The sequence below is a fragment of the Insulibacter thermoxylanivorax genome, from assembly GCF_015472005.1.
Classification (GTDB): domain Bacteria; phylum Bacillota; class Bacilli; order Paenibacillales; family DA-C8; genus Insulibacter; species Insulibacter thermoxylanivorax.
Genome location: NZ_BMAQ01000041.1, coordinates 23570 through 38683, shown reverse-complemented (window position 1 = coordinate 38683; position 15114 = coordinate 23570). Strand labels below are relative to the sequence as shown.

14 protein-coding genes and 17 tRNA genes are annotated in these 15114 nt (G+C 52.4%); 26 read left to right on the top strand and 5 right to left on the bottom strand.

Going from position 1 to position 15114, the window contains the following annotated elements; translation table 11 throughout:
- The first annotated feature begins 50 nt into the window (after positions 1 to 50).
- From PRECH8_RS13085 to PRECH8_RS12985, 21 genes are all read left to right on the top strand, one after another.
- A tRNA-Asn gene (locus PRECH8_RS13085) sits at positions 51 to 126 on the top strand.
- Between the two features lie 3 nt (positions 127 to 129).
- Positions 130 to 220: transfer RNA gene (locus PRECH8_RS13080), tRNA-Ser, on the top strand.
- 25 nt (positions 221 to 245) lie between these two features.
- Positions 246 to 317, top strand: a tRNA-Glu gene (locus PRECH8_RS13075).
- 6 nt (positions 318 to 323) lie between these two features.
- Positions 324 to 399 (top strand) — tRNA-Val (locus tag PRECH8_RS13070).
- A gap of 48 nt (positions 400 to 447) precedes the next feature.
- Positions 448 to 521 (top strand) — tRNA-Met (locus PRECH8_RS13065).
- A gap of 4 nt (positions 522 to 525) precedes the next feature.
- Positions 526 to 602 (top strand) — tRNA-Asp (locus PRECH8_RS13060).
- A 44-nt stretch (positions 603 to 646) separates the two neighbouring features.
- Positions 647 to 722, top strand: a tRNA-Phe gene (locus tag PRECH8_RS13055).
- Between the two features lie 107 nt (positions 723 to 829).
- A tRNA-Thr gene (locus tag PRECH8_RS13050) sits at positions 830 to 905 on the top strand.
- A gap of 31 nt (positions 906 to 936) precedes the next feature.
- Positions 937 to 1022: transfer RNA gene (locus PRECH8_RS13045), tRNA-Tyr, on the top strand.
- 9 nt (positions 1023 to 1031) lie between these two features.
- Positions 1032 to 1105: transfer RNA gene (locus PRECH8_RS13040), tRNA-Trp, on the top strand.
- A 13-nt stretch (positions 1106 to 1118) separates the two neighbouring features.
- Positions 1119 to 1191: transfer RNA gene (locus PRECH8_RS13035), tRNA-His, on the top strand.
- Positions 1192 to 1203: 12 nt separating this feature from the next.
- Positions 1204 to 1278 (top strand) — tRNA-Gln (locus PRECH8_RS13030).
- Positions 1279 to 1288: 10 nt separating this feature from the next.
- A tRNA-Gly gene (locus tag PRECH8_RS13025) sits at positions 1289 to 1363 on the top strand.
- A gap of 11 nt (positions 1364 to 1374) precedes the next feature.
- Positions 1375 to 1448, top strand: a tRNA-Cys gene (locus PRECH8_RS13020).
- A gap of 11 nt (positions 1449 to 1459) precedes the next feature.
- A tRNA-Leu gene (locus PRECH8_RS13015) sits at positions 1460 to 1545 on the top strand.
- A 3-nt stretch (positions 1546 to 1548) separates the two neighbouring features.
- Positions 1549 to 1625: transfer RNA gene (locus PRECH8_RS13010), tRNA-Arg, on the top strand.
- 36 nt (positions 1626 to 1661) lie between these two features.
- Positions 1662 to 1744 (top strand) — tRNA-Leu (locus PRECH8_RS13005).
- Between the two features lie 362 nt (positions 1745 to 2106).
- Positions 2107 to 2379 (top strand): hypothetical protein, encoded by a 273-nt coding sequence (locus PRECH8_RS13000; RefSeq protein WP_200967531.1) that lies wholly within the window; start codon positions 2107 to 2109, stop codon positions 2377 to 2379.
- A gap of 194 nt (positions 2380 to 2573) precedes the next feature.
- A complete protein-coding gene (locus tag PRECH8_RS12995; RefSeq protein WP_200967530.1) occupies positions 2574 to 3017 on the top strand; it encodes a GNAT family N-acetyltransferase in 444 nt (147 codons plus the stop codon).
- A gap of 110 nt (positions 3018 to 3127) precedes the next feature.
- Complete coding sequence (zwf, locus tag PRECH8_RS12990; protein ID WP_242457582.1) at positions 3128 to 4693, top strand: glucose-6-phosphate dehydrogenase; 1566 nt, start codon at positions 3128 to 3130, stop codon at positions 4691 to 4693.
- 229 nt (positions 4694 to 4922) lie between these two features.
- A complete protein-coding gene (locus PRECH8_RS12985; protein WP_200967529.1) occupies positions 4923 to 6503 on the top strand; it encodes a peptide chain release factor 3 in 1581 nt (526 codons plus the stop codon).
- Between the two features lie 43 nt (positions 6504 to 6546).
- Here the strand turns inward: PRECH8_RS12985 and sspI are convergent, their stop codons facing one another.
- Positions 6547 to 6762, bottom strand: a complete 216-nt coding sequence (gene sspI / locus PRECH8_RS12980) for a small acid-soluble spore protein SspI (protein ID WP_242457581.1) — start codon at positions 6760 to 6762, stop codon at positions 6547 to 6549.
- A 174-nt stretch (positions 6763 to 6936) separates the two neighbouring features.
- Between sspI and PRECH8_RS12975 the strand changes: the two genes are divergently transcribed.
- Positions 6937 to 7596 carry a potassium channel family protein gene (locus PRECH8_RS12975; RefSeq protein ID WP_200967528.1) on the top strand — a complete coding sequence of 220 codons (660 nt, stop codon included), beginning with the start codon at positions 6937 to 6939 and terminating at the stop codon, positions 7594 to 7596.
- Between the two features lie 13 nt (positions 7597 to 7609).
- Positions 7610 to 8404, top strand: coding sequence for a TrmH family RNA methyltransferase (locus PRECH8_RS12970; protein WP_200967536.1), 795 nt, complete (start codon positions 7610 to 7612; stop codon positions 8402 to 8404).
- 213 nt (positions 8405 to 8617) lie between these two features.
- On the opposite strand, the gene PRECH8_RS12965 is transcribed toward PRECH8_RS12970, so the two are convergent.
- Positions 8618 to 9013, bottom strand: a complete 396-nt coding sequence (locus PRECH8_RS12965) for a hypothetical protein (protein ID WP_242457580.1) — start codon at positions 9011 to 9013, stop codon at positions 8618 to 8620.
- A gap of 167 nt (positions 9014 to 9180) precedes the next feature.
- Here PRECH8_RS12965 and yunB point away from each other — a divergent pair, with 167 nt between their 5' ends.
- Positions 9181 to 9963 carry a sporulation protein YunB gene (gene yunB / locus PRECH8_RS12960; protein ID WP_242457579.1) on the top strand — a complete coding sequence of 261 codons (783 nt, stop codon included), beginning with the start codon at positions 9181 to 9183 and terminating at the stop codon, positions 9961 to 9963.
- Between the two features lie 94 nt (positions 9964 to 10057).
- Here yunB and PRECH8_RS12955 read toward each other — a convergent pair whose 3' ends face one another.
- Positions 10058 to 11104, bottom strand: a complete 1047-nt coding sequence (locus PRECH8_RS12955; protein WP_200967526.1) for a M23 family metallopeptidase — start codon at positions 11102 to 11104, stop codon at positions 10058 to 10060.
- Positions 11105 to 11299: 195 nt separating this feature from the next.
- On the opposite strand from PRECH8_RS12955, the gene lipA reads away from it, so the two are divergent.
- On the top strand, positions 11300 to 12187 hold the full coding sequence (gene lipA / locus PRECH8_RS12950; RefSeq protein WP_371871217.1) for a lipoyl synthase: 888 nt from the start codon (positions 11300 to 11302) through the stop codon (positions 12185 to 12187).
- Between the two features lie 21 nt (positions 12188 to 12208).
- Complete coding sequence (locus PRECH8_RS12945) at positions 12209 to 12754, top strand: YutD family protein (protein WP_200967524.1); 546 nt, start codon at positions 12209 to 12211, stop codon at positions 12752 to 12754.
- 167 nt (positions 12755 to 12921) lie between these two features.
- Here PRECH8_RS12945 and PRECH8_RS12940 read toward each other — a convergent pair whose 3' ends face one another.
- Both PRECH8_RS12940 and spoVV read right to left on the bottom strand, forming a co-directional pair.
- On the bottom strand, positions 12922 to 13719 hold the full coding sequence (locus tag PRECH8_RS12940; protein ID WP_200967523.1) for an NAD kinase: 798 nt from the start codon (positions 13717 to 13719) through the stop codon (positions 12922 to 12924).
- A gap of 74 nt (positions 13720 to 13793) precedes the next feature.
- Positions 13794 to 15035 (bottom strand): dipicolinic acid transporter SpoVV, encoded by a 1242-nt coding sequence (spoVV, locus tag PRECH8_RS12935; protein ID WP_308808494.1) that lies wholly within the window; start codon positions 15033 to 15035, stop codon positions 13794 to 13796.
- Positions 15036 to 15114 lie beyond the last annotated feature (79 nt).

The window sequence follows — 15114 nt, the reverse complement described above, 5'->3', positions numbered from 1 at the left end:
AGCAGGACGTTGCCAAGCCTCACCACAACTTAACACAATAGTAAGATCATTCCCCGATAGCTCAGCCGGTAGAGCACTCGACTGTTAATCGAGTTGTCGCAGGTTCGAGTCCTGCTCGGGGAGCCATATGGAGAGATGTCCGAGAGGTCGAAGGAGCACGATTGGAAATCGTGTAGACGTTAACCGCGTCTCGAGGGTTCGAATCCCTCTCTCTCCGCCAGTCAACTTATGTGATCTATACATATGGCCCGTTGGTCAAGAGGTTAAGACACCTCCCTTTCACGGAGGTAACAGGGGTTCGAATCCCCTACGGGTCATAACATGGAGGCTTAGCTCAGCTGGGAGAGCATCTGCCTTACAAGCAGAGGGTCGGCGGTTCGATCCCGTCAGCCTCCACCACTTAATCATCCCCCAGATGAAAGAGATACTGCAGGGAGATCATAATGTCGCGGGGTGGAGCAGTCCGGTAGCTCGTCGGGCTCATAACCCGAAGGCCGCAGGTTCAAATCCTGCCCCCGCAATTGAGGAGCCGTGGTGTAGAGGCCTAACATGCCTGCCTGTCACGCAGGAGAACGCGGGTTCGAATCCCGTCGGCTCCGCCATTACACTTTTACATCCAATGGATTTGTGTTATAATAATTTTTGCGGCTCGGTAGCTCAGTCGGTAGAGCAGAGGACTGAAAATCCTCGTGTCGGCGGTTCGATTCCGTCCCGAGCCACCATCTAGAGTGGCGGATTGGGATCACGCCGAAGGGATGGATTCCGTCTCGAGCGCCACAAACTGCCGGTCTCGGCGGTAAGCACGACAAGGTTGAACATCATCGAATATGCCGGTGTAGCTCAATTGGTAGAGCAACTGACTTGTAATCAGTAGGTTGGGGGTTCAAGTCCTCTCGCCGGCACCATGGAGCAGCAGATGTCGTGCTTCTAATACGTGGAGGCTTAGCGAAGTGGCCAAACGCGGCAGACTGTAAATCTGCTCCCGTAAGGGTTCGGTGGTTCGAATCCATCAGCCTCCACCATTCTACCGCAGGGGCATAGTTTAATGGTAGAACAGCGGTCTCCAAAACCGTTAGTGTGGGTTCGACTCCTGCTGCCCCTGCCATCAACAACATGCGGCGATCGTGGCGAAGTGGTTAACGCATCGGATTGTGGCTCCGACATTCGTGGGTTCGATTCCCATCGATCGCCCTCATCTAATATTGGGGATTAGCCAAGCGGTAAGGCAACGGACTTTGACTCCGTGATTCCTAGGTTCGAATCCTAGATCCCCAGCCATCCTTCTTATGCGGACGTGGCTCAGTGGTAGAGCATCGCCTTGCCAAGGCGAGGGTCGCGAGTTCGAATCTCGTCGTCCGCTCCATTTCTTTTTATGGCGCCATAGCCAAGTGGTAAGGCAGAGCTCTGCAAAAGCTCTATCCCCAGTTCGAATCTGGGTGGCGCCTCCACTTATGATCGCGCCGGGGTGGCGGAATTGGCAGACGCAAAGGACTTAAAATCCTTCGGTAGGTGACTACCGTACCGGTTCAAGTCCGGTCCTCGGCATACGTGCCCTTAGCTCAGCTGGATAGAGCGTTTGACTACGAATCAAAAGGTCAGGAGTTCGAATCTCTTAGGGCACGCCATTTTTTCATTCTTATTTCATTCTTACATGTTGCCGAGCCGATGTGGCGGAACTGGCAGACGCGCACGACTCAAAATCGTGTTCCCAAAAGGAGTGTGGGTTCGATTCCCACCATCGGCATCATATAATCTCATCATATAAGACACTATGAGAATTATAGTTCATTAGTGATCATCTAATGAGCTTTTTTTGATTTTACAGCATCATATTCTGATCCATGGCAGGCATGAAGGAATGTATACGTAGAAAGGCAAATTCTAAGAGCAGCGTAATACTCCGCTGTTCTTCTTTTTTTTGACTGGATTTATCAAATTGATTCGTAAGGAATTATGGAGAAATACCGTCTATATATAAGGGAGCACTGGAGACTCTTGGAGGTGTTCGACAGATCGTCCCAAGAACGGACGAATGGGCAACTGGACAGTTGGAGAGCCGCTCCCATCATTCTTCCACATACCATATTCACGAGAGGTAATCATATCATGGATATACTGAACAAAGCAGTGATCCTAAGAGAGTATGAAACATTCTGTTATCAAATCTGTTATTATTTTATCCGCGATGAAGAATTAACGGTTAAAGCATCTTGCGAAGCTTTGTTGGATCTGGCAAGAGATGCGGAGTTTTTTCATGGGAACAATGAAGTGCGCAGGAAGAAAGTGATGATCCTCGCTGTTCGTGCTACGCTGCGATATCAGTCACAAAATGAAAGGAAACAACTACACAGTCTGAATATGAAGTATGATCGACCATAATGCCAATTTTCCGACAATTATCGACATTCATGCGGCTTTCATTGCCCAATTGGATGTGGTACAATAAAATTCCGTATCTATAACTCATAAGGCACAGACGCTTGGATCTGTGTTTTTCATTATTCATCGACTCAAACCCATGCCAAAGCTCCATCGCTTCCATAGGATAACCTATGAAGCGAGGAGGGGTATGCATGATTAGAAAAGTGCACCGCGGGGACTACGAGCGGATCATTCAGTTGGTCTATCATGAATTGTGGCCATATACACGTCGTTCCTTCCCCGGTGTTCGATTCTCACGCAAGGATCTCTTGAAGCGTTTACGCACAAGTGAAGGGCTAGTCATCGGTGGAAGGCACAAAGCAGCTTACGGATTCGTGTTGTTCACGCGGATCGGCAACGGTTTGTACATCGACTTGCTGGTTGTAAACCGCCGTGCTCGGAGTCAGGGTCTGGGTACTTCACTGATCGTTGCTGCAGAACGCTGGGCGAGGTGTCATGGATTAGCTTATGCTTTCTTATATGTCGATGCGGCCAATGCGAAGACCATGGGTTTTTATGAGAAGATGGGTTATAAATGCCGGGGTTATGATGAACATATAAAGTGTTACAGATATGAGAAACTCTTGTGGATCTGAGATATCCAACTAAATTACTCGAATTAATAAGATTTTGATGGAATCCATTCTGATTATGTGCTAAACTGAATCAAATTATATTACATAGGAAAGTAGGAAAGTGATGAGGTATGGGACAAATGGTGAATGAAAACTTGAACGGCGGAGCAGTCTTCTTCATCTTCGGTGCAACTGGCGACCTAGCGAAACGCAAGCTGTTCCCAGCAATCTTCAGTCTCTACCGCGAACGGAAAATAGGCGAGAAGTTCGCTGTGATCGGCTTGGCTCGCCGACCTAAGACGAATGAGCAGTTCCGTGACGATGTATACCGCTCGATTCAAGAATTCGCACGTTATAAGAAGATTGATGATGTTGAATGGACGGCATTCGCCGAACATTTCACGTATATGTCTCTTGATATCAACAACTTAGAAGGATTCCGCCAGCTGAATGAACTTACACAGCAAGTTGAAGCGAGGTTCAATATCGCTGGCAATCGCCTGTTCTATCTGGCCCTTGCACCAGAACATTTCGGCACCGTGGCCGAGCATCTGAAGGCAGGGGGATTGTTAGAAACAGACGGCTGGCACCGGCTTGTCATCGAGAAGCCCTTCGGCTATGACCAGCATTCCGCAGCGGTGCTGAATGAAGAGATCACGAGCGTGTTTAAAGAGGACGAGATCTACCGGATCGATCACTATCTCGGCAAGGAGATGGTGCAGAATATCGAGGTTCTGAGATTCTCCAATGCGCTTTTTGAACCGTTGTGGAATAACAAATACATCGCTAATGTACAGATCACGATGAGCGAGACCGTCGGCGTTGAAGAGCGCGGAGCATACTACGAGAAATCCGGTGCGCTGCGCGATATGGTGCAGAACCATATGCTGCAGATGCTGACGATGATCGCGATGGAGCCGCCGAGCAGACTGCATCCGGAAGCGATTCGCGATGAGAAGGTGAAAGTGCTGCGCTCGCTGCGCAGATTCCAATCGCGCGAAGATGTTCTGAAGCATGTCGTGCGCGGTCAGTACACCGCGGGTACGAAGGACGGCAAGGCCATGCCCGCATATCGTGAGGAACCCGGTGTGAATCCGGCTTCCGTTACCGATACCTTCTTCGCAGCGAAGCTGTATGTAGATAATTTCCGCTGGGCCGGAGTGCCGTTCTATATTCGCACCGGCAAGCGGCTCGCGACGAAGAGCACGGAAGTCGTCATCGAGTTTAAGAATGTTCCGGAACGGATGTATTTCGCAGAGAAGAACAGATTGGAACCTAATCTGCTCGTCATCCGCGTGAACCCGATGGAGGGCATCTACTTCAAGATGAATGCGAAGAATCCGGAGAGCAATAACGATGGTCAACCGGAAGTCATCCCGGTAGCCGTCGACTTCTGCCAGAGCTGCAGAGTCGGCTATAACACGCCGGAAGCATATGAGCGGTTGCTGTATGATGCCGTTAGAGGGGACTCGACCTACTTCACCCGTTGGGATGAAGTATCCCTCGCATGGCAGTTCATCGACCGGATCGCCGAAGCATGGAATGAGGACAGCAGCGACCTTACTTATTATCCAGCGGGAAGCTGGGGGCCAGAGGAATCCCATCAGCTGCTGGCGAGAGACGGGTTCAAGTGGTGGCCGGTACAGGGGCAAGAAGACGATGCGGTCATTTGGACCGTGAGCGGTTCAGGCATCTGACAGCTGCAGAGGGATTGAGAGGGCCGTAAGGCCCTTATTTTTTTGGACCAAAAGCTTGAACTTGCTCCGGGAGATGTTTTAAAATCTTAAAGGCATCTTTAAGGCGCATAGTTTACATAGCACAGACCAACAAGACATGAACAATCATGGAAACGGCAAGATTAAGAATATCTGTTATTCATCGAAGCCATTATAACAGGCAGTCCATTGGGAAAGGATCGAACACCATATGCCGAATCTGGCACAAGAGATTTTAGAAGAAACTAACCGGCGAAGAACCTTTGCCATCATCTCTCACCCGGACGCGGGGAAAACTACGCTGACCGAGAAGCTCCTGTTGTTCGGAGGCGCGATCCGATTAGCCGGCACCGTTAAGGGCCGTAAGGCCAACCGGCATGCGACTTCCGACTGGATGGAGATCGAGAAACAGCGCGGCATCTCCGTTACTTCGTCCGTGCTGCAATTCGAATACAAAGGTTATAAAGTGAACATCCTGGATACACCGGGTCACCAGGATTTCTCCGAGGATACGTACCGCACGCTGACCGCGGCGGACTGTGCCGTCATGTTGATCGATGCGGCCAAAGGCGTCGAGGTCCAGACGAAGAAACTGTTCCAAGTATGCAGCAAGCGGGGCATACCGATCTTCACCTTCATCAACAAATTAGACCGGGACGGCAGGGATCCCTTCGATCTGCTGGAAGAGTTGGAGAAGGTTCTCGGCATCCGCTCCTATCCGATGAATTGGCCGATCGGCATGGGACGCAGCCTGTGCGGCATCTATGACCGCCGCAAACAGCAGGTGGAGTTGTACCAAGGGGCCGATCACTCGAAGATCGTTGTGGAGAAGGTACAGGGTTATGAGGATGAGAAAATTAAACAAATCGCCGGCGAGCACCTCTTCGAGCAGGTTCGAGAAGAGCTGGAGTTATTGGAGGTCGCCGGGGACAGCTTTGATCTGGAGAAGATCGCCAACGGGCAGCTGACGCCCGTCTTCTTCGGAAGTGCGATTAATAACTTCGGTGTCCAGACCTTCCTGGAGAATTTCTTGCAGCTCGCGCCCCCGCCTGCTCCGCGTCACAGCAGCGAGGGGATGGTTGAGCCAAGCTGGGAGACATTCTCCGGCTACGTCTTCAAGATCCAAGCGAACATGAATCCGGCGCATCGGGATCGGCTTGCATTTGTACGCATCGTATCCGGCAAGTTCACCCGCAACATGACGGTTCGCCATGTTCGCCAGGGCAAGGATATCAAGTTATCGCAGCCGCAGCAGTTCCTGGCGCAGGAGAGGGATATTACGGAGGTGGCCTATCCGGGGGATATCATCGGTCTCTTCGATCCAGGCATCTTCCGTATCGGCGACACATTGGTCGAAAAGGGCAGTCTGGTGTACGATGAATTGCCCACCTTCTCACCGGAGATCTTCGCGAAGCTGACGGTGAAGAACGCCCTTAAACATAAGCAATTTCAAAAAGGCCTCGATCAGCTGACGGAAGAGGGGACAGTGCAAGTCTTCCGCACGATCGGTTTCGAGGATATCATCCTCGGTGTCGTCGGTCAGCTGCAATTTGAGGTATTCGAATATCGCATGAAGCATGAATATCAAGTCGAGCTCGAATTGCAGCGTCTGCCCTATCAGTTCGCCCGCTGGATTACGGGAATCGATGCAGATCCGAATAAGTTCAGGGTGAACTCGACTCTCGTCACGGATAAGAACGGCAACAAAGTGGCTTTATTCGAAAACGAATATGCTCTAAGGTCGGCGATGGAGAAGATGCCGGAGGCGAATTTCCTTGATACGGCGCCGTGACGCTCCATTCACGCAAAAAGAGGGGATAGACCCCTCTTTTTGACTATGTGGAAGCAGGCAGATTTTGTTTGAGCACTTGGATGAGCTGATCCTTCATGGACTGATCGATATGATCCCACATGACCTCAAACAGGACGCCTAAGCCGGGCAGGGCTCTTTCGTCGCTGTGCATGGAATCATTGATAATCGCCAGCAGTTCTTCCTCATCGCGGTCCTGGACGCGTTGAATAATCGCATCGCGCAAGTTCAGATTGATCATGGGATGAACCTCCATCTATCCTTGATACGCTTCATAGGATGTGTGTTTGGCTTGTTAGCTGTGATGTTGTTCTCTAGGTAATATGCGCAACTTCCTTAAGGGCTATGATATGATATGGGCTGTGTTATAATATGATCAGCTTGCAGATGATGGAAAGGACGGTTTAGGGACGGGATGAAGAAACAGTTTGCTGTCATCGGGATGGGACGATTCGGCTCGAGTGTGGCCACATCCCTGTACCGGCTCGGTTATGAAGTATTGGCGATCGATAAGGCTGAGGACCGCATCGAAGACGTGTTGAATCAGGTGACCCATGCCGTACAAGCGGACAGCACCGATGAGGAGGCGCTGCGGGCCATCGGCATCCGCAACTTCGATGTGGTGGTCGTGGCGATCGGCCAAGACATTCAAGCGAGCATCCTCACCTCTCTGGTCCTGAAGGAGATGGGCGTAGGGATGCTGGTTGTGAAGGCCCAGACGGAACTCCACGGCAAGGTGCTGACCAAAATCGGCGCCGATAAAGTCATCTTCCCGGAGCGGGATATGGGGATGCGGGTCGCCCATCATCTCATCTCACCGAATATCCTCGACTACATCGAACTATCGGAAGACTACAGCATCGTGGAGATCCATGTGACGCCCCGAATGGTTGGCAAGAGCTTGAGGGATCTGGATATCCGTGCGAAGTACGGCTGCAACGTGATGGCGATTAAGACGCAAGACCAGATGAATATTGCGCCGCGCGCCGAAGACGTGATCCAGAAGGATGATGTCCTTGTCGTCGTCGGCAGCAATGAAGATCTGCGCAAGTTTGAAAGATCATTTGAGGAGTAGACCAGTGAATACGATGATTACATCTGTACATAATCCCAGAGTGAAGCGCTGGGCTGAACTGCTTACGAAGAAAGGCCGGGAGGAACAGGGCCGATACCTTGTCGAAGGGATCCATCTGGTCCAAGAAGCGCTGCAGGCAGGCTGTGAAGTGGAATGCATCGCATATGCATTGGACAAGCCATTGCCGGGGGAATTGCAGGCTTACCGCTCTCATCCCTGCGAATGGATCGCTGTCAGTGAACAAGTGCTGAAGAAATGCACGTCAACCCAGACGCCGCAGGGGGTCTTCGCTGTGGTGGCGAAACAAGAAGCGGAGGAAAATGTCCTCTGGCAACAGGAACGGCCCTTGGTTATCGTTCTTGACCAAGTGCAGGATCCGGGCAATGTGGGCACGATTATCCGCAGTGCGGAAGCTTCCGGAGCTACAGCGATGATCCTGGGCAAAGGCTCGGCCGATCTCTACAATCCAAAGACCGTTCGCGCGACGATGGGGGCGATGTTTCGCATCCCGATCCTGGAGGGTGATCTGGTGCCTTATCTGCGGCAGGCGAAGAAGCGGGGGATCCCGATCCTCAGCACCGGACTTGAGGCTTCCCGTACTTGCTATGAATGGGATTGGCGCAAGCCGGTCTGGTTCATCATCGGCAACGAGGGAGCCGGCGTCTCTGCAGCTGCAGCTGCGGAAGTCGATGAGGTGATTACGATCCCGATGCTGGGCAAGGCGGAGTCGCTGAATGCGGCCATGGCAGCAACGGTCCTGTTGTTCGAAGCGATGCGGCAGCGGGCATTTTCAATCAACAATCTATAAATTCCAGATGATCGCACATAATGTATCAGACAGCAGGAAGCGTTCGGCGCATAAGACGAAGGTGGCTTGTCTTCGTTGAATGTGCCGAACGCTTCTATTATGGAGCTATGGCGCGCTTTGCAAATCGTCCAGAACCGAAGATCAGCAGCAGGATTACAGCCACGAGCATGGCTCCATGGGTGATCTTCTCCCCGTCAATCTCGCTCACAGCACTCATCTCCTCCTTTGTCTCATTCTCTTCTGAAACGCAGCGATGATATCATCGATGGACAAGTCGCCGTTCTCGGCGAGAAAGTCTGCCAGAGCGTTCGACTTGCTGTTGTTATTGTTGCTTCCCTTCTGATTCAACTGCCCTAATAATCCTACCTGGATCACAGTTGATCCGCGAAAGAAGGTTACGGCATCCACTTTCAATTTGCCGGATAACAGAAGTGCGGCGGTGATGATCTCTAGATGTTTGCCCTTTAAGAGATCTTGTAAGGTGTAATTGGCGAAGGGATCGCTTCCATTCTTGCTGCTGACTGGACCGCTGCTGTTCTTGGCGTTGATCCGGCCGCGTGAAACTCCCTTGCGCTTCATGCTCCGATTGCTGCCCTTGCGCGATCCCATCCAATCACACCTCCTCAAATCAGCGTATGCTTAAGTGAAGGTTTCGGTGTGGAGCCGGTATCCTGGCTTCTGAAGATGGTGATAGACGGCCTGCAGCAAGCATATATATGGGGAATAAGGCTGCCTGTCTGTCCAGATGTCGATGCAGCATGAGGGGGTGTAAGCTCTTGGCCAAGATCCGATGGCACAGCCGCCCTGTCAGACGCCCTATCAAACCCCTTAGCCGCAGGAATATCTTGTTGATCATGCTGATCATCATGGTGTTCTTCGCGATCCAGACCTTCGTCATCGTAGAGCGGAATATCAAACCGCATCTGCTGAACCTCGCTTCCTTCCGCCTCAAGCAAACGGCGACAGAAGCGATCAACTCTGTTCTGCCCCAGCGCATCGCGAACTCCGCGAACTTCACCGACCTCGTCGATTGGAAGATGGATGCTAACGGCCAGATCAGCGGTTTTAATCTGAACTATGCCCAGCACATGAAAATCGCCGCTGACGCCGTGACCCACGTAGAGGATCTGCTGCATGAGATCAGCATGAAACCGGAGAAGGTGCCGCTGGGAATTGCTCTGGGGAGTACCTTGTTCGCTTCGGCGGGTCCGGATATCCCGATTCGCTTCGCTCCGCTGGGACATGCGAAGGTGGAGCTCAAGACGCGGGAGAGGGATGCCGGCATCAATATGCTGCTCGTCGAAGTCTATCTGCAGATTCACGCGGAACTGATGGTCATCATCCCTTTCGCTTCGCAGCCGGAAGTACTGACTACAAATATCCCGATCTCCTATATGCTGGTCGTTGGCGATGTGCCGATGTATTACTTCGACTATCAGGGCAATCCCGTGGGAATCGGCAGTCAAGGTGCTGTGCCAAGTCTGTCGATCCCTGCGATTCCCTCGATTCAATCGGATGCTGGTGCGGCAGGAGGGGTCATGGAATCGGGAAGCCATTAAGACAAGGAGGCGGTGGCCGCTCGCGGAATCGAGGGCACCCGCCTCCATTGGTGTTTGGATTCAGTGAATCTCTGTGTACTGCCGATGTGATTCATTATTTTTTGTTCCGCCGTTCTTCTTGCTCCCACCGCTTCAAATAAGGATACGGATCAAAGGACCATTCCGCCAGCCCGTGGTCCCGGTACATGCCGTAGTGCAGGTGCGGCGGGAATTTGCCGGACGTGCCGGGTTTCCCGTAACCGGAGCTGCCTACCCAGCCGATCGTCTGTCCCGGCTCAACGAGGCTGCCCTCTTCCAGTTCTTGGTTAAAGCCGGAAAGATGCGCGAAGTAGTGATAGACGTTATTGATATCCCGAATTCCGATTCGCCAGCCGCCGTATCGGTTCCAGCCCATGACTTCGATCATCCCGTAGCAGGTGGAGCGCACAGGCGTGCCGTGGTCGGCGAAGATATCGGTCCCTTCATGGATGCGCCTTCCACCCCAACCGCGCGGTGCTCCCCATGTGCTGCGGTAGGAATAATTGGAGCGGAGCGGTATGGGGAATGCCCGCTTGGTAAGATCCAGCGTCCCGAAGGCCTGATACATCTTGGCAAACTGTTCAATGCGCTGTACGCTTCGCGGGTTGTGATAGAACTCCCATAGCGCTGCTTTCAGCTTCCGCTCCGTGGTGCCGTATCTGAGCAAGTGATCGGCAACGGTGTACAGCACATCGATTGGATTTGTGCGATCAGCGCGGCCGTCGTGATCGCCGTCCAAGCCGATGCCTTGGAAGAAGCGGATCGACAGCGGATCGGTGTCCTGTTGATCCGGGTTCAGCGCACCTGACCAGCGAGCTTCGGAGATATAGATATTGATCAGCTGATCATTCAGCGGCTTTCTGGAACGGTGGACTTGATTGATCGTTCGTTCATATTGATTAATCGCAGCGAACCAATACCAGGGAATACCCGTAAGGGTGCTGAGCTGATCGAACAAGACCTGCCATTCCTCCCGTCTCTCCTCCTCCGTCCACACTTTTCCTTCTTGTGGAAGATTCGTTTGCTGAACCGTTGGCGGCGGATCCAGGGCGTATGCCGCTGCCGGCATGTTCAAACCTGTTATTACAACGCAGGATAGTACGATGATGCAGATGCGTATCATGATCCGTGCAGCCTCCGTCCATCCTATTCATAAGCCGTAGTTTGTGCTGTTATTGAAGGTTTTACCCTTACATATTTTTGCTGACATATCTCTAGTTCATACATCGACTTGATGTGAATTTGCGCATCGTCGGGTGGCAGGCTGTTCATAACGTGTTATAATAGCTGTATAGAGAAAGGTGGATGGAGTATGGCGATGAAACCATTACAAAGAAAGCCGGATTGGCTGAAGATCAAACTGGTTAGTGAGCAGGAAGCGCAGCATTTTAAAGAGATCAAACAGATGATGCGCTCTAAGACGTTACATACCGTGTGTGAAGAAGCGAGATGTCCGAATCTTCATGAATGCTGGGCCAGCCGCACAGCGACATTCATGATCTTAGGCGATATCTGCACCCGTGCTTGCCGTTTCTGTGCTGTGAACAGTGGTTTGCCGACGGAGCTTGATCTGCAAGAACCCGAGCGCGTCGCAGAGGCGGCAGAGCAGATGGGATTGAGACACTGTGTGATCACTTCGGTAGCAAGAGATGATCTCGCTGACGGCGGAGCGCAGATCTTCGCCATGACGATTCGTGCCGTGAAGGAGAGACTGCCATTCTGTGATGTGGAAGTCTTGATCCCGGATTTCCAAGGGAACTGGGATGCACTTTATACCGTATTGGACGCGAAACCGCATGTGTTGAACCACAACGTAGAGACGGTAGAACGGCTGTCGGACCGCGTACGAGCGAAGGCGAAGTACCGCCGTTCCTTGGAGCTGCTGCAGCGTTCGAAGGAATACAGCCCGAAGATCCCGACTAAGTCCAGTATCATGGTCGGCGTAGGCGAAACTTGGGATGAGATCCTGCACACCATGGACGATCTTCGTGCGGTTCAGTGCGACATCTTGACCATCGGACAATACCTCCAGCCGAGCACGAAGCATCTGCCAGTGGAGCGGTATTATACGCCGGAAGAGTTCGACCGGCTGCGTGAAGAGGGAATGAAGCGGGGCTTCAGCCACGTCGAGTCCGGTCCGCTGGTGCGCAGCTCGTATCATGCCCGCGAACAGAAAGAAGCGGCGGTTCGTGTCCTTGAATCGTAAGAAGCGGAAGGAGAATCAAGCGTGATTCAATTAGGGGGAAGGACATTCCAATTAGCCTATGAGAACAAAAACGGCTGGAACTATGAAGCGTTTCGTGAACGCTACAGCGATATTCTTGATCGATATGACTATATTGTAGGTGACTGGGGATATAATCAGCTGAGGTTGAAGGGATTTTACCGCGAGGGGAATCCCAAAGGGACCAAAGATACTTGCATCACTTCCTTGCAGGAATACATCCAGGAATACTGCAACTTCGGGTGTGCATACTTCGTCCTGGAACGGATTCCGAACAAGAGCAAATCCATCGACCAGGCTTTGGATCATCAAGACCACTATCCGCAGCACAAGGAATCACAGCATAAACACAAGGAGTCCAGCCCCGCCCATACGAACCGTCAGAGCGAGTCCAAGGAAACCCGTTCTCATCATAGAGAGCATGCGAAACATTCCCGCAGAGAGGCCAAAGAAGCCCATGAATCCATGCGTAGACATCATCACCAACAGCATCGCGCGGAACATGCGCGCAAAGACCGCAAAGCAGGCCGCGATTCTCGAAATGCTTAACAAGGAATGCGAAGTACTTGAACATTAAACAAGGAATGAATGAACGATTAGAATCAAACAAGGGGTGGAAGCTGCAACTGACTAGGCTGCAGTTTCCACCCCTTGCAGTTATTTCAGGAATGATACTGATTCTTGAAAGATTCAAAAGTTTCGTTACAAGATGATCTTCAATTGGACCGATCACTGATGAAGGCATCGGCTACACGGTTCCAGAAGGGGAAGGAACGGTAGCGAAAGAACTTCACCTTCCGGGCTGCCACATTCGCCCGCAGGGAGTGGATGTTGGGATATTCTCTGTAGATATGATCGATCGACAGCATTAACCGCTTGCCTGCCTCGGGATAGATGTCAATATGATGATGTTTCGGCAGGACGATCGGCGAGCCGAGGGTGCGGTATACCCGATTGTTAATCGAAGCGATCTCCGTGACCTGCAGGGCCTCTAACGACGGATGGATGATCGCACCGCCCAGGGCTTTGTTATAAGCGGTGCTCCCGGAAGGCGTCGAGATACAGATGCCGTCTCCCCGGAACATCTCAAACTGCTCGTCATTGATATTCACCTGTGCAACCAGCGTTGCCTCGATCCCCTTCAGCGTGGCCTCATTCAAGGCCAAGAAGCACTCCGTTCCCGCATCGGTTTCAATCTCGAGTTCAAGGAGCGGGTATTCGACGATTCGGTATTGCCGAAGTCCCATCCCTTCGATCAGCCGCTCGATCTCCTCGGGTTTCCAATCGGCATAGAATCCTAGATTCCCTGTATGGACGCCTACGAAGGCGACGTGATCGATGCTATGGATATATTTGTGAAAAGCATGCAATAATGTCCCGTCCCCGCCGATGGAGACGACGATATCCGGTTTCTCCTCATCCCAGATCAGGCCGTGGGTTTCGGCTTGCCGGCGGAAGGTAACTTCCAGCTGGCGTGATACTTCATCTCCTCGATTATGAATGTAAAATTTCAATTTCTATAACCCCCAGGCGCTTTGCTCTTACTTCATCATAATCAAACCCTTCTGGGAAAACAACAAGGAGATGTTCACAGCCGGCTTTTGCCAATAAGCTGATAGATTCGGCGCATACCGTGGACGGCGAGGGAAAGGACGACCAGCATCATCAGGAAGACGGCGCTGATCAGGAAGAGCGTATGCGGCAGTTTGGACGCAAGCGAACCGGGGTTCAGGCTGACAACAGGAGTGAGGCGCTGCGCCCAGCTCTGGAAGATCGCCGCATCCGGACCGGCGGCATGCCAGAGCAGGAACACCATCCCCATAGCCAGCACACCATGCAGGAGGCGTGCGAGGAGGAAGGGGAGGTAGCGCATGCCGGTATGGCTCATCAAGCTGATGATCTGCGCATGAACGGAGAGTCCTGCCCAAGAGAGGATAAAGGCAGCGGCGGCGGCTCTGTAGAGCAGATCGGCGTCGGCTGCACCGGCTGCTTTCGCACCCAGGGTCACTTCAAATAGACCGTTGATGAAGGCATCGGCCAGTTCTCCTGGCATTCCGCTGGTATGCAAGATCCGGGAGATCCCCTCCCCCAAGGACTGAAGGATCTTCGTCTGTGTCAGAACCTCGATCAATACGGAGAAGAAGACGACGAGCCCGCCGATCACGAAGATCAGGCGAAGAGCCGTAAGTGCAGCTTCCTGCAGCATCTCCCCGAAGGGCCGATGATGTTCGAGCCGGGCGCGGTGCATATTGCGAAACGCGCGTAAGAGGAGACTGCCTTCTTGCTCGCCTGATGCCGGGGTCATGGCTTGCTTCCGGGCATAGAACCGCATCAGCAAGCCGATGAGGATCCCAGTGCTGTAATGAGCCAGACCCAGGATCAGAGCAATCTCCACGCTGTGGAAGAAGCCAATGGAGACGGCGCCGATGAGGAAGATGGGATCGGAGGTGGAGGTGAAGGCGACCAGCCGCTCACCCTCCTCGCTATTGACGAGCTTCTGATCATACAGCTGGGAGGTCAGCCGTGCACCTACGGGATAGCCGGAGGCGAAACCCATGGCCATGACGAAGCCGCCGATGCCCGGGACCCGAAACAGCGGGCGCATCAGCGGGTCGAGCAGAGTTCCGAAGAAATGGACGATCCCGTAGCTAAGCAGCAGTTCAGTAATGATAAAAAAAGGAAACAGAGCAGGGAATAACACATCCCACCATATGCCCACTCCCGTAAGCGCCGCCTGCAAGATCGGCTGCGGATATAAGAGCATCACGACGATCAAAGCCGCTGTAATCCATACCATACTAATCCCCAGTGCTATCCTCACTGCAGACATTGCAAGATCCCCCAAACTCAGCTCGTTAACAGTACATTGTATGATCAAGCAGGACAAGACATGCGAAGGTTGACCGAGC